This window comes from Streptomyces sp. SGAir0957 (assembly GCF_043523415.1).
This window is the reverse complement of sequence record NZ_CP027293.1, coordinates 33,201-53,180: the sequence shown is the minus strand read 5'-3', so window position 1 is coordinate 53,180 and position 19,980 is coordinate 33,201. Positions and strand designations below refer to the sequence as shown.

Genomic DNA, 19,980 nt, shown 5'->3' with positions numbered 1-19,980 from the left:
CTTTGCACAGAAACGGCTCAGCCATGTCCCGTCTCTCCCAAGGCCCCACCCGCCGACTCCTCCTCGCCGGCGCCCTGGCCGCCGTTTCCGCAGCCGTCACCGGCTGCTCCTCCGACAGCGAGGCGTCAGGGTCCGGCGGCTCCAAGCGGCTGCGCATCGGCTACTTCGCCTTCCCCAGTGGCGACTTGATCGTGAAGAAGAGGAAACTGCTGGAGAAGGCGCTGCCGGACTACAAGATCACCTGGATCAAGTTCGACTCCGGCGCCAGCGTCAACCAGGCATTCCTCGGCAAGTCCCTCGACATCGCCGCGCTGGGCTCCAGCCCGTTCGCCCGTGGGGTGTCCGGCAACTCGCCCATCCCCTACAAGGTCGCATGGATCCTCGACGTCGCGGGGGAGAACGAGGCCCTGGTGGCGCGCAAAGCCACCGGCATCACCGACGTGGCCGGGCTCAAGGGCAAGAAGATAGCCACTCCCTTCGCCTCCACCTCGCACTACAGTCTGCTGGCGGCGCTCGCGGCAGCCGGTCTGAAGTCGTCCGACGTGCACCTCATCGACCTCCAGCCCCAGCCGATCCTCGCCGCCTGGCAGCGGGGCGACATCGACGCCGCCTACGTCTGGCTGCCCACCCTGGACGAGCTGCGCAAAACCGGCAAGCAGCTCACCAGCAGCAAGAAGATCGGCGCGGCGGGCAAGCCGACCCTCGACCTCGCCGTCGTATCGGACGACCTGATCGCCAGGGACCCGCGGGCGATCGACGCCTGGCGCGAGGCGGAGGCCGAGGCGCTGCGCCTGCTCAAGTCCGATCCGGACGGCTCGGTCGAGGCCGTCGCGGCCGAACTCGGCATCAGCGTCGCGGATGCCAGGGCGCAGCTCGCGCAAGGAGTGTTCCTCACCCCGGAACAGGTGGTCTCCGCCGACTGGCTGGGCACCGAGGGCGACCCGGGCAAGCTGCTCGCCTACGTGACCGACACCGGTCGCTTCCTGGCCGACCAGAAGCAGATCGACGCCGCACCGTCCGAAGACGTCGTGCGCAAGGCGTTCTACCTCAAGGGGCTGCCCGATGTCCTCAAGTGAGCTCACACAGACCGCGGAAGAGGCCGACTCCGCGCGCGCCGGTTCCGTCCGTCTCGACCACGTCATCCACCAGTACGGCCGGGGCGGCGATGCCTTCACCGCTGTCGGGCCGGTCGACCTGACCGTTCCGGCCGGAGAGTTCCTCGTTCTGGTGGGGGCCTCCGGCTGCGGCAAGAGCACGCTGCTGCGGCTGATCGCCGGGTTCGAGCGGCCCACGCACGGCCAGGTACGGGTCTCCGGCACCGAACCGCGCCCCGGCGGGGCGGCCGGAGTGGTGTTCCAGACGCCGCGGCTGTTCCCCTGGCGGACCGTGCGGGGCAACATCGACCTGGCGTTGCGGTACGCGGGTGTGGAGCGCGCCCAATGGGCCGAACGGCGAACGGAGTTGCTGCACCGGGTCGGTCTGGAAGGGACCGAGAAACGACGTGTCTGGGAGATCTCCGGCGGCCAGCAGCAGCGCGTCGCCATCGCCCGGGCCCTCGCCGCCGAGAACCCGCTCCTCCTGCTCGACGAGCCCTTCGCGGCGCTGGACGCGCTGACGCGGGAGCGGCTGCAAGAGGACGTCCGCCGGGTCACCGAACGGACCGGGCGGACCGCGGTGTTCGTGACGCACTCGGCGGAGGAGGCGGTGTTCCTCGGCTCCCGCATCGTGGTGCTGACCAAGAGCCCGGGCACCGTGGCCCTCGACCTGCCGATCACCCTGCCGCGGGGCGACGTCGACGCCGAGGAACTGCGCGGTTCGCGCGAGTTCGCCGAACTGCGCGCGCAGGTCTCCCACGCCGTCAAAGCAGCCGCAGCGGTTTGATCCTTGCGGGGCCGCCGCCCGCCCTCCTTTCCGGACGCTGGGCGGGCGGCGGCCCGCCGCAAGCCGCTGCGGGCGAGCTCCGCGGGCTCCTGGGACTGGAGCAATCCGGAAGTTCCCGCGCCCTGGGGCGTACCACCTCGGTCACCGAAGTCCGGCGCGAGCGCGTGCCGCCGCCTGCGGCCTGTGGTCTGCGGCCTGCGGCCTGTGGTCTGCGGCCTGCGCAGACAGTGGAATCGACGTGATCTGGCGGTTGGCACGCCCTGGTTCACCCGTCAGCGGTGTCAACCGAGTGCTGAGACTTCACATGACACTGGGGCCGATGGGGGCGCCCGCCGCGTTCTGTCCTCCCGTGAGCCCGGAATATAGGCGAAGTCGAGAACGGTATTCGCCCGGGGCCGTGCCCCGGGCACGTCTGAAGGCACGGCTGAACGCGTGCGGAGAGCCGTATCCGACCGCGCCGGAGATCGACTCGACCGACTCATCGGTATCGCGGAGCCGGACGGATGCCAGGTCGATGCGCCATTGAGTGATGTACGCGCCCGGAGTCTGCCCGAGGGCCGACCGGAAACGCCTGGACAGCGTCGCCCGGGAGACGCTCGTCGCGGCGGCCAGGGTCTCCGTGGTCCAGGGATGCCCGGGTCGAGTGTGGACACATGCCAGCGCGTCGCGCACGACCGGATCACGGATCGCTCCCAGCCATGAGCCGGACCGCTCCTGCGGGTGGCGGGCCAGCCAGGCGCGCACGAACTGAACGAGCAGAAGGTCGACGATGCTGTTGATGGCGGCGGTGGTACCGATCTGCGGCTGTGCGAGCTCACCAGCGAGAAGTTCGGCGGTCCGTCTGAACTGCGCGTTCTCCCGCGCTGTGACGTGCATCGGCCGGGCGAGGGAGCTGAGCACCGATGTGCGCACCTCCGGGTCCTGCTCGTAGTGCAGGACGATCACTTCCGTCTGCACCGGCGCCGAGCCCAGCCGTAGGGCCCGGCCATCGCCAAGGGCCCGGGCCGCCTCTTCACGGTCGCAGGAGCCCATCGTCACGCTGGCGCCGCCGGCTATCCCGTGTGCGGTGCCCGGTGACACCAGGACGGCGTCTCCGGCCTGTACCTGAAGAGGTTTCTCGCCCGGGACGTGAAGCCACATGGTGCCGCGGGACACCACGTGCAGTGCTGCTCCTGGATAGGAGTTCAACCACAGGCCCCAGGTTCCTCCTGCCTCCAGCCTGACCCCGAGCGCCCCACGCGCACCCGAAACACGCAAGACCTCCGCCAACACATCCATGGGTCCATTCTCATCCACCGCCGCGAACCGCCCCCGGGCGAGTGACGGCGCAGGTGTTTTCGTCCGTGGCGTCAGGCCACGTCAAGAACGACTTTTCCGTGCACCTTCCGCGCGAACAGCGCCTGGACTGCGTTGTCCACGTTCTGCCAGTCGCCTCGGAGTCCGACCGGTGCCGAGAGTCTGCCGGCAGCCATGAGGCCCAGCAGATCCGTCAGCTCCCCGCCGGTCGGCGTCATGTCACCGTAGGTGGCGATACTGCGGGGTTCGCCGAAGCCGAACAAGGCCCCCGACGGGAACGTGGTCTCCTGCCCCGAGGAGTAGCCGACCAGGTGGATGGTGCCGCCCTCGGCGAGGGAACTCCACGCCTGGGCGACCAGCGGCCCACCGACCGTATCCAGGACGAGGTCAAACCGGTCCCCGGTCTCGGCCAGGTCGGTCAGGACCTTGTCGGCGCCGAGTTCACGGAGCCCGGCGGCCCGCTCCGGCGATCCGACGAGTGCCGTCACACGGGCGCCCGCAAGCGCCGCCAGTTGAACGGCGAAGTGCCCCACACCCCCGCTGGCACCGGTGATCAGCACGTCGCGTGCCAGCAGGGATCGCTTGCGCAGGACCCGGAGGGAAGTGACTCCGGCGATCCCCAGCGCGGCGGCGTCAGCCAGGTCCACACTCTCGGGGACGGCGCCGAGCGAGGCCGGGCTGACCGCCACCCGCTCCGCCCACGCGTGGGAGGCCATTCCCAATGCGACGCGCGTCCCTTCGGGCGGGCCCGAGCCGTCGGATGCGGCGCGCACCACGACGCCGGCCGCGTCGTGACCGTGCACAGCGCCGTCGGGCCACTGGTGCACGTAATTCAGCTCTCCGAAGTTGAGAGAGATGTGTCGTATCTCCACCAACGCGTCACCGGTGGACGGTACGGGTTCATCGACATCGGCGAACCGGACGGGTCCGGCCTCACTGTGATCGACCACAAGGGCGCGCATAAGGGGTGTGTTTCCTTCTCTCGTAGATGCGCCTGAACACTCGGCGCGGCAGCAGATCAAGTGCGCACATGCCGCACCGCCGCCTTCTGGGAACCATTTCGCAGGACCGAGGCAACGACCAGACCAGTGAGGATCAATCAGTTGACCATCTGTGTCAGTGTCACTGGCGGTGCGTCGAGCACCCCTCTGGTGGATGCCGTGGTGACAGGCAGCAGCGGGCTCCGGGCAGCAGGTGGCCGAAAGTCCCGCGCCAGTCACCGATCCGCGGTCGCGGCTTGCCGCAGGGGGACCGGCGATCAAGGTCCGCTGCAACGTCTCGACCCCCGATCCTGACTCGGCTTCCCTTGAGCTCGAAGTGATCAACACGGGGAGAGGCGACACGACGATCAGCGCACACCCGCACCCCGCACAGCCCCACTCCCGGGCCCTGTACGACCAGGCGCAGCGCTTGACCGAGGCTGGTGCTGCAGCCATGTAGTTGGCAATGCGGCTTCAGCCGTCTTGGCAGCAGTGGTTCGGAGGCCGGGAGCTTCGCGGGCCCGACGTCGAGCCGGTACTCGGGTGGAGAGGCACTGCCGCCCCGCCGACGAGTTTCAGCGCCGCCCGACGACATGAAATGGACGCGGGGCCGGGCGAGGGAAGCCCCGCCCGGCCCCACCCCTCAGGCGGTCACCTTGCACCGACGCCGCGCCCGCACAGGACCTACTTGCTTTCGACGCGTCCCGCCGGGGCGGCGTCGGCCGTGAGTGCCTCGCACGTGGTCTGCCAGGCGTTGTCACCGGGGTGGAGCCGGCTGCGGAGGTAGGCCGAGGTGAGCTGTCCGACGGCGGCCACCCGCTCGGGGTTCTCGTCGGTGGTCTCGGCGGCGTCGTACCCGGGGATTCCGCCCAGTGCATGCCCCGCGCCGAACAGGGTGAGCAGGGACTTGGGTCCGGGGCTGAGGGTGTAGGGGTCGGCGTGCCAGTCCGGCCCCATGTCCGTGAAGTGCTGGGAGTCGTCCTCGTCGCCGGCGACGATCAGCGCGGGGGTGGTCATCGTGGAGAAGTCGATGGACTTGAAGTACGGCACTGCCTCGCCCATGGGGCCGTTGATCGCGTCGCCCCTGCCGGGCGCGGCCAGCAGCACGCCCGTCCTGAGACGGGGTTCGAGGAAGCTGATTTCCTCCCCGGTGTCGGGGTCGGTGACCTTCGCCCCGAGCAGGGTGCTCGAGGTGAAGCCGCCGAAGGAGTGGCCGGCGATGGCGACCTTGGTGTGGTCGATCCGCCCAGCGAGCAGCGGCACACTCTTCTCGATCTCTTCGAGCCGGTCGAGTATGTGGGTCATGTCCTGGGCGCGTGAGCGCCAGAAGAAGGGAGCCCCGGGGGCGTCGGCGACCAGGTGGCTCAGGGTCCTGGAGGCGAGATGGGTGGGCTGGATGACGACGAAGCCTTGGGCAGCCCAGTAGTTGACCAGCGGCCCGTAGCCGTTGAGCGAGGAGATGTTGTTCGAGGGGCCCTGGCCGTGGGAGAACAGGATGACGGGGAGCCCGGTACCGGTCTCGGGCGCGGAGACACGGACCTGGAGGTCCACGGGCCGTCCGGGGACGGACAGGACCACTGGGCTGTAGGACAGGACGGGGACAGGTGTGCCCTGGGTGTCGGTGGTGGCTGTAGTCATGATGCGTGGTTGCCCTTCAGTGGTGTGTGCCGCCCGGCGGGTCGGTTCGATCCGCGTGGCGAGGCGGCCAGGGGGTTTCGCTTCGGCTGACATGAAGTGGCGCATCGTTCCGGTCGTTGGACGGAGCGGGGCTCTTTGTGGGCCGAAGCGGGTGGGAGGTGCGGCCGGTGTGCATCAGCTGGACCACGATGCGGCCGCTCTGGTGGGGAGAGCGTTGGACCACGATGCGGCCGCCCTCGGTGGGGAGGGCGTCGGTGGCCATGCGTCAGGCGGTGATGTGCGATCAGGGCCATGGATGCCTGCTGCCGGTGGTCCTCGGCGGAGGCATGCTGCCGGTGGTCCTCGGCATTTGGACGAGCTGCCGACGGGCGTCATGCGCGGCTTAGGGGGAAAGGCTTAGGCGGGAGTGGCAGTGGAGGCAAGGACGAGAACCTTGCCGGAGAGCGTGCCCTTGGCGGCTTCGGCGTGTAGAGCCGGGAGCCCGGCCAGCGGCACCCGCCGGGCGATGTCGATGCGCAGAGCCCCGGAGTCGACCAGCGTCACCAGTCGCGCCAGTTGTGCGGCGTCACTCCTGACGAAGAGGTCGACGCCGCGCACACCGCGTTCCTTGTCGAACGGTGCGGGCATCCACACCGTCGTGTTCACCACGACACCGCCGTCGCGCACCACGGAGGTCAGCGCGGCCAGTTCCATCGGGGCGACGGGCGCGAAGTTGAGCACGACGTCGACCAGCGCCGACAGCTCGGGAACCCCCTGGCCGAAAACCTCGTCGGCACCGGCCGTCCTGGCTCGCTCGCTGCTGCGCGGCCCAGCCGTGGCGATCACGTAGGCGCCGGCGTGCTTGGCCAGCTGTACGGCATAACTGCCGACCGCGCCGCCCGCGCCGTTGATCAGCACGCGCTGGCCGGCGGTCAGCCGGGCGTGGTCGAAGAGGGCCTGCCAGGCGGTGAGGCCGACCAGCGGCAGCCCGGCCGCGTCGGCCAGTGGGGTGCTTGAGGGCGCTGAAGTCAGCAACTGGGCCGGGGCCAGGACGTATTCCGCCGCCGCGCCGGAGGCGGTCATCGGCAGGAAGCCGACGACAGGGTCGCCCGTCCTGACGTTTTTCACGCCCTCGCCCAGCGCGTCGACCGTGCCCGCGACATCGATGCCGGGGGTGTGCGGCAGGGTCACCGGGATGGGGCCCTGCATGAAACCGGCGCGGATGGTGCCGTCGACCGGGTTGAACGAGGTCGCGGCGACCCGGATCCGCACCTGTCCTGCGGCGGGCACCGGCTGGTCCACGTCCTCGTAACGCAGGACGTCCGCTGCGCCGTACTCATGGAAACGTACTGCCTTCATGGCAGACCTACTTTCATGGCAGCTCTCATGGCGGGAAACGTGCTTCGACTTCGCAGGCATGAGGAGATCGGGGCACACCCGTGCTTCGAGGTGGTGCCGCCAGGTGTGTGGGGGCCGACCGCCGGCAGTCGATGGCCGCCGGTCGCTGGTCGTGGCTGGTGAGTCGCTAGTCGCCGACAGCGGCCAGGAGCGCGAGCTTGTCGTGACTGGGGGAGCCCGGTTCGGCGCTGAAGACCAGGAGCGTCTGGTACTGCTCGGGATCCAGCAGCATCTCCGCGTACAACTTCAATTCGCCCAGTTCCGGGTGGAGATAGCGCTTGAGGTCGTGGTGGTGGGTCACGCCCACCTCGTGCAGCCGCCAGATGTTCGCGAACTCCGAACTGGCCTCCAGAAGCGCCGCGACGATCTCACCGGCCCTCCCCGTGGGGTCGGCCGTGTACGCCTCCCGGATCTCCGCGGCGAAGACCCGGCCCCGTATCGGATGGTCCTCCACGGGGTAGAGGCCGCGCGTTCGCGGATCACCGGTGAACCAGCGGTAGACCAGGTACCGCGAGAGGCCCGAGTACTGGGTGAGGTCACCGAGCAGGGCGATGGCGGGACGTGTCTGCAACAACGCCTCACCGAACCGGGACAGCACGACGGCGGGCACGTCCGAGAGCCCGGCGACGACCCGCATCATCGTGGGACCGACGTGATCATCGCGCAGGACCCGCCGCCGTGGCGTCGACAGGCCACCGAGAGCGAACAGGTGGTCCCGCTCGCTGAGGTTCAGGCGCAACGCGCGGGCGAGCGCACCGAGCATCCGCTCCGACGGCGCCGGGCCACGCTGCTGCTCGATCCTGCCGTAGTAGTCGGCCGACATGCCGGCCAGCGCGGCCACCTCCTCGCGCCGCAACCCGCCGGTCCGGCGCCGCACCCCGCGAGGCAGCCCGACGTCCTCCGGCTGCAGCGCCTCACGGCGCGCACGGAGAAAATCTGCAAGCAACGCCCGGTCCATCGTCCGGCCTCCTCTGTTCGACAGGGCCATCGTGACGTGAACCGGAAGGCGGATGAAGGGCGACTTCATCCGGGGACAGATCGTCCCTGGCTGACCCCCACTCTACGGACGGCCTCCGCCGGCGCCCCCAGATGTGCTGGGTGCACCCGGCACCGGCGGGCTGGTCGCTGCTACTCAGGCCCCGTACACCCATGGCGCGGCTCCTACGGGGGCGTGTCCGTGATCGCGATGATCCGGTCGAGGCGGTGCCGGGCAGCCTCCAGTTCGTCGCTCTTGGCGCGAGTGCGCTCGGGCTCAACATGGCTTGCTGTTCGGCGTCGGTGTGCCCGCAGTCCCGGCACAACAGGAGGTCGGTGATCCGCCGGCTGGTCAGGTCGGCGGCGGACGTCTCGGGCCTGACCTGGCGTGTCACCCGGGTCGGCCCGCGGGTGTCGCGGCGGGCGGGAGGACGAGGACCGTGACCCCTTCCACGCTGTTCACCGACACCGTGGCGCGCTGGAAGGCACGCCGTCGTACTCCGGCAGACCCCATTCGGCGGCGGCGCCGGGGGCACGAAGGCATCGGTGACCCCGCCAGACAGGAAGCCCCGGATCAGTCCCTTCTGGGGAGTGGGGGCGGGCCCTCACCGCAAGACCCGCCCCGGGGGAGGCGCCCAGAGGGGTCGCCGCGCTCAACCGCCTCGTGCATGCCGTCAACGCGGCGCGCCAGAGCCGGGCGGGCACTCTTGGTGGTCGGTCGGGTCAGGGGGCGAGGGCCTGGTCGACGGTGGCGTGGAAGGGGAGGATCTGGTCGAGGTCGACGAGGGTGAGGGTGCGGGTGACCGTCTCGGGGGCGGCGGCCAGTCGCAGCCAGCCGCCGGCCGGGGTGAGCTGCTGGTAGGCGGTGAGGAAGCGGTTGATGCCGCTGGAGTCCATGAAGGTGAGCTGGTGCAGGTCGCAGATGATGCGGCGTGGGGCGGGATCGGCGGTGTCGAAGGCGCGGCGCAGGACTTATGCGCTGTTGTGGTCGAGGTCGCGCGCCGGGCCGAGGACGAGGACGCCTTCGCGAAGGTGGGTGGTGACGGTCAGTCCGCCCGGCTGGGCCGGGCCGGCGGATCCGGGCTCGCTGTCCGGTCTCAAGCCCGGGATGCTCCCACACCCGCGCCCGGCCCCGTGTATGCCGGTTGACGCCGGTGCGGCCTTCGAACCGGCATGTTGGCACGGCCACAATCCGGCGGCCGGTACGGCCGGTACGGCCGGTACGGCCGGTACGGCCGGTACGGCCGGTACGGCAGGTCGGCGGGCTCGGTGTAGGCAGGGGCGGCGGGGGTACACGCGGCGAGAAGCCAGGGGAGTAGGGCGGAGCAGGAAGCGCCGCGCACCCCTGTGAGGAAAGCGGCATCGTGACCGATACGGACGGCCGGCACGCCACCCTGGCCCTGGAGGGCGACGGCAGCTGCATCGCCCAGGCCCGCAGCTTCTGCCTGGACTTCCTCACCCATGCCCGCGGCCGCGAGGTCCCGGTCTCGACGCGCGCGGTGGAGGTGACGCAGCTGGTCGTCAGCGAGCTGGTGACCAACGCCTGCAAGTACGCGCCAGGCCCGCTGCTGATGGACCTCACCCTCCTCAAGGACACGGTGCGGGTGGAGGTGTGGGACTCCGACTCGGTGCTGCCGTTGGCGCGGGCCGCGGACACAGGCCGGGTCGGCCAGCACGGCCTGGAGATCGTCCTGCTGTGCGCGCAGAGTTTCGCGGCGCGGCGTGAGCCGGTCGGCAAGTGCGTGACCGCCACGGTTGCGCTGGCCGACGCTTTGGACGGGGCGGCGTCCGGCCACCGCCCGCAGTGAACACCCGCCTGAGCCGACGCTCCGCTTTTCTCAAGGTGCAGCGGCATGCTGACTGGACCCCGCGTGCAGGCAAGTCACTGCAGAACAGGTCTTTCAGGGGTGGGGGATGCGCAGGGCGAGCATTGCGATGTCGTCGTGGGCGTCGCTGCCGGCGACATGGTCGGCGAGTTGGCGCAGAAGGTCGGGCAGGGGCTGGTCGCGGTGGTGGGTGAGGAAGCGGATGACGGCATCGATGGCGGTGTCGATGTCGCCGCGGGCCTCTTCGATCAGACCGTCGGTGTAGAGCAGCAGCAGGCTGCCCGGGGCCAGCAGGGTCCGCTGATCGTGCCGGTCGGGGCGGGGCAGGCTGGGGAAGACGAGCATGCCGTGCCCGGTCAGGCGCGCCGCTGTCCCGTCGGGGGTGAGCAGGAGCGGAGCGGGGTGGCCGGCGTTGGTGTAGGTGAGTTCCCAGGAGCCGGTGTCGGGTGCCGGGCAGGGACGCAGGTGGGCGTGGATGAGGGTGCCGGTGGCGTTGATGCCCAGGTGGGCGTTGGCGTGTTCGAAGGCGGTGACGGCGCGGGCCGGGCCCTGCCCCGCGTGGTCGAGGTCGGCCTGGCGCAGCATGCTGCGGGCCTGGCCCATCAGCGTGGCGGCGTGCAGGTCGTGGCCGGTGATGTCGCCGACCGAGACGGCGAGGGCGGCCGGGACGGCGGAGTTCTCGCCGCCCTGGGCGGGGGTGGGCAGCGGGTAGGCGTCGTACCAGTCACCGCCGACCAGTTCACCATCGGCGGCCGGCCGGTACAGGGCGGCCAGCTCCAGACCGGGCACGGCCGGCAGGTCGGTGAGCAGCGCCGCCTGCATCTGCGTGGCCGCGCTCACGCGGCCGTCCACGAACAGGGCGCGCTCCACCGCCCGGGCGGTGTATCCGGCGAGCGAGACCAGCAGGGCCTGCTCCATGATGTCGGGCTCGTGGCCGTGGTCCCAGCCCAGCGCGAGGGCGCCCAGCGGGAGGGTGGGGCCCGGCAGCGGCACGCACACCGCGCTGGCCAGCCCGAGGCTCGTGAACGCCGCCACCGCCTCGGGCCCGTACTCCTTCGCCAGCTGCGCCAGACTGGTGACGGTGATCGTGCGGTTCTCCCTGGCAGCCCGGGCGCTCGGCCAGGGGGCGGTGAGCGAGAAGGTCCCGAACTCCCGCTCCATGGGCGCGTTGCCGTCGGCATCGACCAGTCGGCGCATCCGGTCCCTGCCCTCGACGAGGATCAACCCCACGTAGACGGGTTTGAGATCACCGCTGACCAGGTCGCGTACCTGCTGACGCACCTCGGCCAGGCCGGTGGTGTCGGCCAGCGCGTCCGCGGAACGCAGCAGCAACTGCAACCGACCCAGCGCGGTCTGCAGCCGCCCGGCCAGCTCACCGGCCTCGGCCCGCGCCTGCTCACGCTGGCGCGACACCACCCGCAGCCGCAGTTCCGCCGAACACGCTGCCGCCAGGTCCTTGAGCGCCCGCAGCTGCCCGGCGCTCCACTGCCGCGGCTGGGTGTCGATCGCGCACAGTGCGCCCAGCACCCGCCCCTCGGTGTCCGTCAGCGGCATGCCCGCATACCCCACCACACCCAGATCCTCGATCGCGGCACTGTCACGGGTCCGCGCTTCGGCCCGTGCGTCGGCCACGGTGAAGGGCTCCTCGTCGGCGACCACGTGCTGGCACATCGAGTGCGTCAATGGCGTGCGCCGGAGGGACGCCCACGGCTCCTTGAGGCCGATCATGCCAGGGAAGAACTGCTCTCCCTCGACGACCAGCGACACCAGCGCGACGGGCACGTCGAGGAGTTCGGCCACCAGACGCGCGAAACGGTCCATCCCCGCGTCCGCGGCAGCCGACAGCCCCGTCTCATGGACCGCCGCCACCCGCCCCGGCTCCGAGAGCGCCGTCAGGTCCTGCTCCGGCGTATCGGAGCCGCTCGCGCTCGGTCCTGTCACAGCCTCTCCCGGCAGACGCCCACACCCACACCTACACCCGCAATTGTTTACGCGGGGCAACCATAACCGCCTTGCCCGTCCCTACTCGTCCACGCCGTGCAGCCACACTTAAGTGTGACCTGTGTAGCCGGGAGGGGCCGGTCCACACGAGCAGGTCGTGTCCGTGGCGGCTGGTGACGGACAGCGCCAGGGCGCCGTCGGCGCCGAGCCAGAACTCGAAGACTCACTGCACGCGGTGCGTGCCTGGTCCGGGCAGACAGAGCACGTGGCCGTGCGCGGACAGCCTCACCGACGACCGCGAGGGACAAGCCGCCAAGATCTTCCGCCTCCAAGCGAATGCAGGCGGGTACTACAGCCTGCGGTCCGCCCCCTACGCGCGGGGACGTCGTCCGCTGGGCGGGGGACGTCGTCCGCTGGGCGGCCTGCCGGAGCGATCACGAAATATGACGAGCTGAAGCCGCTTCCCCACCGCCGCTCGAAGGAACGCGGGAAGCGAACGACATGCTCAGCACGGCAACATGGCAGCCTGGCATGCCCCCTTCAGGGGCGTGCTCTGAGCTTGAGCTTCAACCTCGGGGTGAGATGAGACGGGCGACTGCATCGGCGGGCCGGCAGATCCATTCGAGTAGAGGGTTGGTGACCACGAAGTAGTGGACGCTGACCTGGCCCCGCCCCTTGTTCAGGATCTGCGGGGCATCCTCCCGATGGATATAGCGGAGGTATCGGCGACGAATCGGTGGCCCTGCTATCAGCAGCACTGGTGAGGAGACAAGGATGGCCACCGGGACCAGGACCCTCACTGCTGTGAGCTTGGCTCTCTCCTCATATCGCATGTACTCAGTGTGCTGATCCTCGTTCGTGCTTGTCAGCCCGTCCTGCGGTGATTGGTGCCGATCTTGATGGTGGGTCGGCGGTTCTTCGAGCCCGGTGGTCGTCCGGGGCAGGGTCTGGAGTGTTTCGGCACTTCGGCTGGCGTGGAGATCTTGGCGTGCAGATGTCGGAACCCGCGGCGGACCCGGGCAGGGGTGAGCCTGTTCGAGGGGGCGGATCGTTCCCAGGGACATCGCAGGTCGACGGCCAGGGGGGCGGCATGGCGATGGAAACGGTCCTGGCAGCGGACTTCCACACCATGCCGACCAGGGCACCCGACGCCGGCCGCATCGAGCGGTAGGTGAGCAATAAGGGCCGGTAGCGGCGCCCCTTCCTTCACACCCTGTCCGGGGAACTCCAGTTGGCGCACGGTCGGCCTCTTCGAGGAGGGGTGGGCGCGACGGCACCCGCCCCGCAGGAACGGGCGCCGGGCGTCCCCGAAGAGGCGTGTGCCTCGGCCCAGGCCCTCGCCGCGGTGAGGCCGTACGGGTCGAGTCCGAGCTGGCTGGCGGGTTGCCGCCCGGTCGCCCCACGGGAGGCGGCGGGGCGAACGCCAGTGGCCGGAGAAGCATCCTCCGGCCAACGCGCCGACACCTCGCCGACCGGCTCGGCGGCCCGGCCGGATCGCCATCGGGCCGGATCGCCATCGGGCCGGATCGCCGTCGGGCCGGCCGAACCGGGCAGGTCGTACGGAGCGCTCGGCCGGACGGACCGCGGGCCGTCGGTTCGCTCAGGCGGTCGTGCAGACGCTGCCGTTGAGCGTGAGGGCACTCGGCGGCCCGCTGTTGCCGCCGTGCGTCGCCTGGTAACCGATCGACACGGTGGCGTTCGGTGCGATCGTGCCGTTGTACGAGACGTTGGTCGCCGTCACCGCCCCGGAGGACGGGGCGTATGTGGCGCCCCAGCCGTTGGTGATGTTCTGGCCGCCTGGCAGGGCGAAGCCGAGCTTCCAGCCGTTGATCGCGGTGGTGTCAGTGTTGGTGATGGCCACGGAGGCAGTCAGGCCGGTGTTCCAAGCGGAGACGTTCACGGTCACCTTGCAGCCGGACGGCTGGGGCTCGGGACCAGGACCGGGAGTCTGGCCGTCCAAGCCGAAGAAGGTGAGCACGCGGGCGCCCATGCCATAGGCGTACACGTTGTGTCCGATTCCCTGAAGACTGATGGCCTCGACCGGCGCGCGGTCACCGGTGGCGCCGTAGCGGGTGCGGGTCCAGCCGCTGACAGGGCTGTCGGTGGACGCCGGATTCTGGCTCACACCCAGGACGTTCGTCCACTGCTTGATCGCTTCACCGAAGTTCGGGTAGCGGAGTGTGTCGTCCTGGGTGCCGTGCCAGAGCTGCATACGGGGGCGCGGGCCGGTGTACCCGGGGTAGGCGTTCCGGACCAGATCGCCCCACTGCTGCGGAGTGCGGAGCACGTTGCCATTGGCGCAGGCGCTGTTCCACTCGGAGCCGTCGGTGGTGGCGAAGCAGCCGAACGGAACCCCGGCAAAGGCGGCGCCGGCGGCGAAGACGTCCGGGTAGACGCCCAGCAGCACGTTGGTCATCATCGCGCCGGAGGAGATGCCGGTGGCGAAGACGCGCTGGGGATCGGCGTGGTACGTGCCCAGCACCCAGTCGACCATCGACTTGATGCCGACCGGGTCGCTTCCGCCGCCTCGCCGCAGGGCCTGCGGCGAGGAGACGTCGAAGCACTTGCTGGACCGGGTGACGGACGGGTAGACGACGATGAAGCCGTAGCGGTCGGCGAGCGAGGCGTACTCGGTACCGCTGTACATCGCCGGCCCGGAACCGGTGCAGTAGTGGACGGCGACGAGGACCGCCGGGTTGGCGGTGACCTTCTCGGGGACGTACAGGTACATCTGGAGATTGCTGGGGTTGTCGCCGAAGTTCGTGACCTCGGTGAGGGCCGCGTAGGGCACGTCGGCGGTGTCGGTGCGGGCGGCGGCCGCGGGAGCGCCAATGAGCAGCGCGGCGAGCAGTGGCACCAGCGCTCCGTAGAGCGCGGCGAGCGTCGTTCTCAGTGGTCTCCTCGCGGTGTTGCCTGCGGTGACGGACACAGGGGCGTCCCTTCCTGTCGCGGCTGGGGTCATCGCTGGAAGCACCTGCGTGACGGCAGGCGCACGGCTGCCGTGGTAGCGCTCCCACACCATCACACGGACGCCGCACGCAAGTCGTTCACCACCGCGGCAGCGCAGCGGGCAGGTCGCTGCGCACGTACTTACGCGGGTGACAGCTACGTCACCGTGGCTCGTGGAGTGGTTGGGGTCAGGTGCTTCTGGGTCCCGATGTGCACCGGCGCTTCGCCACGTCGCCCTCCACCTCACACGCTGGGGCCACACCGGCGATCTGGTCGCCGGCCTGCGCACTGACTCCTACCGCTGGCGCAACACGCCCCCGCGCCCTCGGGCGGCCGATAGGAGCGCTCGTGCGGCTGCACACGTTCCGCGCGCGCCTGATCCTGAAAGCGCCGGCAGCGCCGGCAGCGCCGGCCGAGCGGGCGGGCGGGCACGAGCACACCAGGCGTGTGTCGCTGGTGACGGGTGCGGGCCGGCGGGAAGCGTGGCGAACAGGGTGAAAGGAGAGGCTCGAGGGATGTCACTGCTCAGCTGGGATGGGCGGGCACGGCAGGATTCGTGGACGCCCCGGCCGGAGCCGGCGCACGGAAGGGTGCCGGCAGCAGCCGGGCAATGACGTTCCTGTCGGCCCTCTGGGGCCTGTGAGGTGGTGCTGTGCGTCGGCATGCCGATGTGTTGGTCGTGGGGGCCGGTCTGTTCGGTTCGGCGGCGGCCAAGTACCTCGCTCGTTCCGGAGTCCGCACCCTGGTGATCGGCCCCGCGGAACCCGCCTCCACCGCAGGTGCAAGTCTGGCGCAGTTCGGTGCATGGCAGGACGAGTCACGGATCGCGCGCTGTTTGGGCTGGGACCGATTCTGGGGGGCGGTGGACACCCGCTCCACTGCCCGGTACCGCGGCATCGAGGCCGAGTCCGGGGTGGGCTTCTTCCGCGAGTGCGGGGCCCTGGCACTGATCGCCCGGTCCCTGGGCAAGCGGACGGAGGCAATGCTCACAGCGGGCGATCAGGCCGGTGTGATGGCCGAGCGGATGCCCGCGGCCGCGCTGCGGCGCGCGTTCCCCGCCCTGCACATGCCCCCGGTGGACGGCGGCGTGGAGGGGCTCTGGGAACCCACGAGCGCCTACCTCAACCCGCGCCAGCTGGTACACGCCCAGCTGCGCCTCGCCACCGCGTCCGGCGCCGAGCTGCTACGCGGAACGGTTCGGTCGATGCACAGGGACCGGCCAACGGGCCCGTGGCGAGCGGAGGTGGACGGCACCGAGGCCGGCGGCACGGTGACGGTACAGGCCCCGAGGGTGCTGCTCGCGGCAGGCGCCCTGGTCAAACACAGCAACGCGCTGCCCGCCCCTTCAGCGCTAGACCTGCAGATTTTCACCGAACCCAACCTGCTCTTCGAGGTCGCGGGCGAGCAGCTCGCACGCCACGCGGACCTGCCGACCGTGGTGACCATCGATCCCGCCGACACGGGCAACGACAACATGTCCGCCTACCTGATGCCGCCCATCCGCTACCCGGACGGCAAGTGGTACCTGCGGATCGGACCGGCGATGCAGCCACTCGTCCACGAGCTGCGCACCCCCGACGCGATGTGCGCCTGGTATGCCGAGCAGCGCATCACCACCGAGCAGTCCCAGTTCCTTGCCCGGATGATGCGGCTGCTGCTCCCCGGCCTGGAGCCGGTCTCCGTCCGCGAGGCGTGCTGCGTCGTCGACAAGACACGCACGCGCTACCCGTACATCGGACCGTGGCAGGACACCACCCTGACGGTGGCTGTGGGCGGCAACGGGCACGGCGCCCGGGGCTCCGACGAGATCGGGCGGCTCGCCTCCACCGTCGTCCTGAACCAGCCCTGGGACTTCCCCCTGCCGCAAGCGGTGCTCAGCCCGGCAAACGCCACCACGCCGACGTGCTCACCGGAATACCTCCAGCCACCCTTCGGACTGTGCTGAGGCAGCTCTCCTGCAACCGCTACCTCACCGGCCACCTCGACAAGTGCCACTACGACACCGCACTCGAAATGGGCTGGCCGATCGCCACCGTAGTCATCGAGGGCGTTTGCTGGCAGCTGATCGCCGACCGCCTCGACATCACCGGCGCCCGCTGGGGACTCACCGGCGCCGAAACCGTCCTCCGACTTCGCGCACTGATCACCAACGGTGACTTCGACGACTACTGGGCCTTCCACGCAGCCCGCGAACAACAGCGCCTCTACCCGGTCCCGGACCAGCGGAGATTCACTCTGACAGCTTGATCGCGGGGCTGTCTTACGAACACACTGCCCTGGTGAGCTCCGACCTACCTGCCTTTCGATATCACCCGAATCCCGTTGCCAGCGGATCCATTCGTCAAAGCCCCGAGACGTGCGTGGGCTGCGACCGCACCACGGGGTGGATCTACACCGCGACCTTCTACACGGCCCATGAGGTGAGCGGAAGCTTCTGCCCCTGGTGCATCGCCGACGGCAGTGCCGCCGAGCGGTTCGCCGGCGAGTTCACGGACTCGTACGGCCTGGACGGCGTCAGCGAGGAGATCTTGCACGAGGTCACCCGCCGCACCCCCGGCTTCCACGCCTGGCAGGACCCACGCTGGCTCGTCCACTGCCACGACGCGGCGGCCTTCATCGGCGAAGTCGGGTACAGCGAGCTGGTAGCCCACCCCGAGGCCCTCGATCAGCTCAGGCAAGACCTACGCCCCGGCGGCTGGCACGACGCAGCCCAACTCGAGCAGTTCCTCACCCACCTTGGCGAAGCTGCTACCGCGATGCTCTTCCGCTGCACCGTCTGCGGCACCCACCTCGCCTACACCGACGCCTCATAACAGCCACTGAGCTCGGCGTTCAGCGAGACCGCACTGAGCATCCCTTTAAAGGAACCGCATCCTTCCAAGATTGCGGCCGTCATGGCCCCCGCGCCAACGGCACGACCTTCCCACCCGATTACCCGCCCACGGGCCGAACGGGCACCTCGAAACAACATGCGGCCCTGCCCGGGTGGGTCCAAAAAGCACTGCCAGAACATGCCCGGCCGACCTACAGAACGTCCTTGCAGCCCTGACGGCCCGGGAGCCATGGCTTGGCTTGCTTGACATACTTTGCCAAGGTCGTAAACCATGGTCGTGCGGTCCGATGTAGGGAGGCACTGGGTATGGCGGGCAGAAGCGTTGAGGGCGACGCGCGTAATGAGGGCGGTACGGCCGTCACGTCGAGCCGCGAGGAGGAGATCCTCGACGCGGCTCTGCGGGTTTTCCTGCGGTTCGGCTATCGCAAGGCCTCCATGGACGAGGTCGCCCGGGGCGCGAGCCTCTCGCGCCAGGGGCTGTATCTGCACTTCTCCAGCAAACAGGCCCTGTTCCACGCCACCATCGAGCGCATGATCGGCCAGGTGCGCACCGCGACGCTGACCGCTCTGGAGCGCGAGGACGCCGACCTCGCCCAGCGGCTGGCCGACGCCATGGCCGCCCTGCACGGGAGCGCGGCCGGTGCGGACCGTGACGTGGTGGGTGAACTCCTGGGCGCGGCCGCCAATGTAAGCGGCCCGCTGCTGGACAAGCTTCACGACGACGTGGTCGACAGGGTCGCCGACCTGCTGCGGGACAGCGGCGTCGAAGACGCGTGGCGGGATGCCGGACTGAACGCCGTCGACCTGGCCGAGCACCTCTACCTGATCACCCCGGCTGTCGCCCAGTCCGGTGGCGACCTCGCACGGCAGTACCAAGCTCTGCATACCGCCGCCCGCATCGTCACCCGAGGGCGTTCCGGCTGAGCGGCTGGCAAGGCCCGTCGCGAGCCCACCCGCACAAGCGAGCCGCACAGTGAGCCGCAGAAAGGCCGGCAATGGTTCTGCCGGCCCCTGCCTCGCCCGCGGCCCTCGGCCTGCGCTCGCCCCCGGGGCCCGCCCGTGCCGCCGGGTGCCGCCGACGACACAACTACCGCGCATGGAAAGGAAGTAGCGCCATGACCGTACGTGCCCATGCGGTGCAGCACGCGAGTGGACCGACCCAGATCCACGAGTACGAGCCACCGCCGCTCGGCCCCCTTGAGGTAGATGTCACCGTCACCCACAGCGGCATCTGTCAGACCGACGTGGGGATCATCGACGACCACCACGGTGCCGCACGATTCCCACTGGTGGCCGGGCATGAGGCTGTCGGCATCGTCCGCGCCGTCGGCTCCGCCGTCGACCCTCGACACCTGTCGGTCGGCCAGCGCGTCGGTGTCGGCGCCATCGCCGGCTCCTGTTTCCGCTGCGAATGGTGCCTCACCGGGGCGCAGCACCTGTGCCCGGAGCGGGACGACACGGTGCTGCGCGGCATGGGAGGAACGTTCGCGAGCCAGGTCCGCGCCAGCGACTGGCGACATGTGCCGCCCGTACCCGACAGCCTGTCCTCCCAGGAGGCCGCCCCGCTGCTGTGCGCCGGAACGACTGTGTTCAACGCCATTGTGGGGCACGACGTGCACCCCACCCACACCGTCGCCGTGGTCGGCATCGGGGGCCTGGGACACATCGCATTGCAGGTCCTGGCCGCCTGGGGCTGCCATGTCACCGCCATCTCCACCAGCGACGACAAGGCCGAGGCCGCACACCGCTTCGGCGCCCACGCCTTCCTCAACTCCCGTGACCTGACACGAACGCGTGACAGGTTCGACTTCATCCTCGACACGGTCGGCGCCGACCTGCCCTGGGACGACTACTTCGCCGCACTGCGTCCGCGCGGCAAGCTGTGTGTCGTCGGTGTGCCGACCAGCGCCTTCACCATCAACCCGATCAGCGTCCTGCCCGCCGAGAAGAGTCTGGTCTCGGCCGTCGTCGGCCCCCCGTCCATCACGCGCCGACTCCTCGAATTCGCGGCCCTGCACGACATCCGCCCCGAGGTGGAGGTCTTTCCCTCCGCACGGCTCGACGAAGCCATCGATCTCGTCCGCAAGGGCGGGGCCCGCTACCGTGCCGTCGTCGACTTCACGACCACGGATACGTGACCCTGGTGCGGGCATCGCTCCGCACCACGTGTCCCGGTACAGGAATGCGCGCGCCGTGCGCAGAACGGGACGGCAACGACCGCGACCCCTTGCCCCACCTGGTCGTACCAGCCGCGTTCGACCAGCCTGATGCTTATCAGGTCGAT

16 protein-coding genes and 2 pseudogenes are annotated in these 19,980 nt (G+C 70.0%); 8 read left to right on the top strand and 10 right to left on the bottom strand.

What is annotated here, in order from left to right; all coding sequences use genetic code 11:
- Positions 1-23 precede the first annotated feature (23 nt).
- Both C1N81_RS06005 and C1N81_RS06000 read left to right on the top strand, forming a co-directional pair.
- The gene (locus C1N81_RS06005; RefSeq protein WP_394427546.1) at positions 24-1,076 is read left to right on the top strand and encodes a taurine ABC transporter substrate-binding protein; all 1,053 of its coding nucleotides are present in this window, start codon (positions 24-26) and stop codon (positions 1,074-1,076) included.
- Entirely contained in the window at positions 1,063-1,881 is an 819-nt protein-coding gene (locus C1N81_RS06000; RefSeq protein ID WP_394427544.1) for an ABC transporter ATP-binding protein, read from the top strand. The genes C1N81_RS06005 and C1N81_RS06000 overlap by 14 nt, the downstream gene beginning before the upstream one ends.
- A gap of 300 nt (positions 1,882-2,181) precedes the next feature.
- Here the strand turns inward: C1N81_RS06000 and C1N81_RS05995 are convergent, their stop codons facing one another.
- From C1N81_RS05995 to C1N81_RS05965, 7 genes are all read right to left on the bottom strand, one after another.
- Positions 2,182-3,159, bottom strand: a complete 978-nt coding sequence (locus C1N81_RS05995) for an AraC family transcriptional regulator (protein ID WP_394427541.1) — start codon at positions 3,157-3,159, stop codon at positions 2,182-2,184.
- Between the two features lie 71 nt (positions 3,160-3,230).
- Positions 3,231-4,139 (bottom strand): zinc-binding dehydrogenase, encoded by a 909-nt coding sequence (locus C1N81_RS05990; protein ID WP_394427538.1) that lies wholly within the window; start codon positions 4,137-4,139, stop codon positions 3,231-3,233.
- A 702-nt stretch (positions 4,140-4,841) separates the two neighbouring features.
- Complete coding sequence (locus tag C1N81_RS05985) at positions 4,842-5,795, bottom strand: alpha/beta hydrolase family protein (protein WP_394427535.1); 954 nt, start codon at positions 5,793-5,795, stop codon at positions 4,842-4,844.
- 396 nt (positions 5,796-6,191) lie between these two features.
- Positions 6,192-7,133: an NADP-dependent oxidoreductase gene (locus C1N81_RS05980; protein WP_394427533.1), complete on the bottom strand. Its 942-nt coding sequence runs from the start codon at positions 7,131-7,133 to the stop codon at positions 6,192-6,194.
- 166 nt (positions 7,134-7,299) lie between these two features.
- Complete coding sequence (locus C1N81_RS05975) at positions 7,300-8,130, bottom strand: helix-turn-helix transcriptional regulator (protein WP_394427531.1); 831 nt, start codon at positions 8,128-8,130, stop codon at positions 7,300-7,302.
- A gap of 740 nt (positions 8,131-8,870) precedes the next feature.
- On the bottom strand, positions 8,871-9,116 hold the full coding sequence (locus tag C1N81_RS05970; RefSeq protein ID WP_394437761.1) for an STAS domain-containing protein: 246 nt from the start codon (positions 9,114-9,116) through the stop codon (positions 8,871-8,873).
- A 3-nt stretch (positions 9,117-9,119) separates the two neighbouring features.
- Positions 9,120-9,248: a hypothetical protein gene (locus tag C1N81_RS05965; protein ID WP_394427530.1), complete on the bottom strand. Its 129-nt coding sequence runs from the start codon at positions 9,246-9,248 to the stop codon at positions 9,120-9,122.
- A 263-nt stretch (positions 9,249-9,511) separates the two neighbouring features.
- Between C1N81_RS05965 and C1N81_RS05960 the strand changes: the two genes are divergently transcribed.
- Positions 9,512-9,955, top strand: a complete 444-nt coding sequence (locus C1N81_RS05960) for an ATP-binding protein (RefSeq protein WP_394427528.1) — start codon at positions 9,512-9,514, stop codon at positions 9,953-9,955.
- A gap of 93 nt (positions 9,956-10,048) precedes the next feature.
- On the opposite strand, the gene C1N81_RS05955 is transcribed toward C1N81_RS05960, so the two are convergent.
- The 3 genes and pseudogenes from C1N81_RS05955 to C1N81_RS05945 all read right to left on the bottom strand — a co-directional run bounded on the left by C1N81_RS05955 (position 10,049) and on the right by C1N81_RS05945 (position 14,876).
- A complete protein-coding gene (locus C1N81_RS05955) occupies positions 10,049-11,914 on the bottom strand; it encodes a SpoIIE family protein phosphatase (protein ID WP_394427526.1) in 1,866 nt (621 codons plus the stop codon).
- A gap of 904 nt (positions 11,915-12,818) precedes the next feature.
- Positions 12,819-13,010 (bottom strand): annotated as a pseudogene (locus tag C1N81_RS05950) (transposase); the annotation flags it as partial.
- Positions 13,011-13,514: 504 nt separating this feature from the next.
- Complete coding sequence (locus tag C1N81_RS05945; protein WP_394427524.1) at positions 13,515-14,876, bottom strand: extracellular catalytic domain type 1 short-chain-length polyhydroxyalkanoate depolymerase; 1,362 nt, start codon at positions 14,874-14,876, stop codon at positions 13,515-13,517.
- Between the two features lie 639 nt (positions 14,877-15,515).
- On the opposite strand from C1N81_RS05945, the gene C1N81_RS05940 reads away from it, so the two are divergent.
- The 5 genes and pseudogenes from C1N81_RS05940 (at position 15,516) to C1N81_RS05920 (ending at position 19,834) form a co-directional block, all read left to right on the top strand.
- Positions 15,516-16,808: an NAD(P)/FAD-dependent oxidoreductase gene (locus C1N81_RS05940; protein WP_394427522.1), complete on the top strand. Its 1,293-nt coding sequence runs from the start codon at positions 15,516-15,518 to the stop codon at positions 16,806-16,808.
- Between the two features lie 8 nt (positions 16,809-16,816).
- Positions 16,817-17,110, top strand: a pseudogene (locus C1N81_RS05935) (ISKra4 family transposase); the annotation flags it as partial.
- Positions 17,111-17,142: 32 nt separating this feature from the next.
- The gene (locus C1N81_RS05930) at positions 17,143-17,676 is read left to right on the top strand and encodes a CbrC family protein (protein ID WP_394427520.1); all 534 of its coding nucleotides are present in this window, start codon (positions 17,143-17,145) and stop codon (positions 17,674-17,676) included.
- Positions 17,677-18,002: 326 nt separating this feature from the next.
- Positions 18,003-18,620, top strand: a complete 618-nt coding sequence (locus tag C1N81_RS05925) for a TetR/AcrR family transcriptional regulator (RefSeq protein WP_394427518.1) — start codon at positions 18,003-18,005, stop codon at positions 18,618-18,620.
- A 191-nt stretch (positions 18,621-18,811) separates the two neighbouring features.
- Complete coding sequence (locus tag C1N81_RS05920; protein ID WP_394427516.1) at positions 18,812-19,834, top strand: NAD(P)-dependent alcohol dehydrogenase; 1,023 nt, start codon at positions 18,812-18,814, stop codon at positions 19,832-19,834.
- Positions 19,835-19,980: the final 146 nt, after the last annotated feature.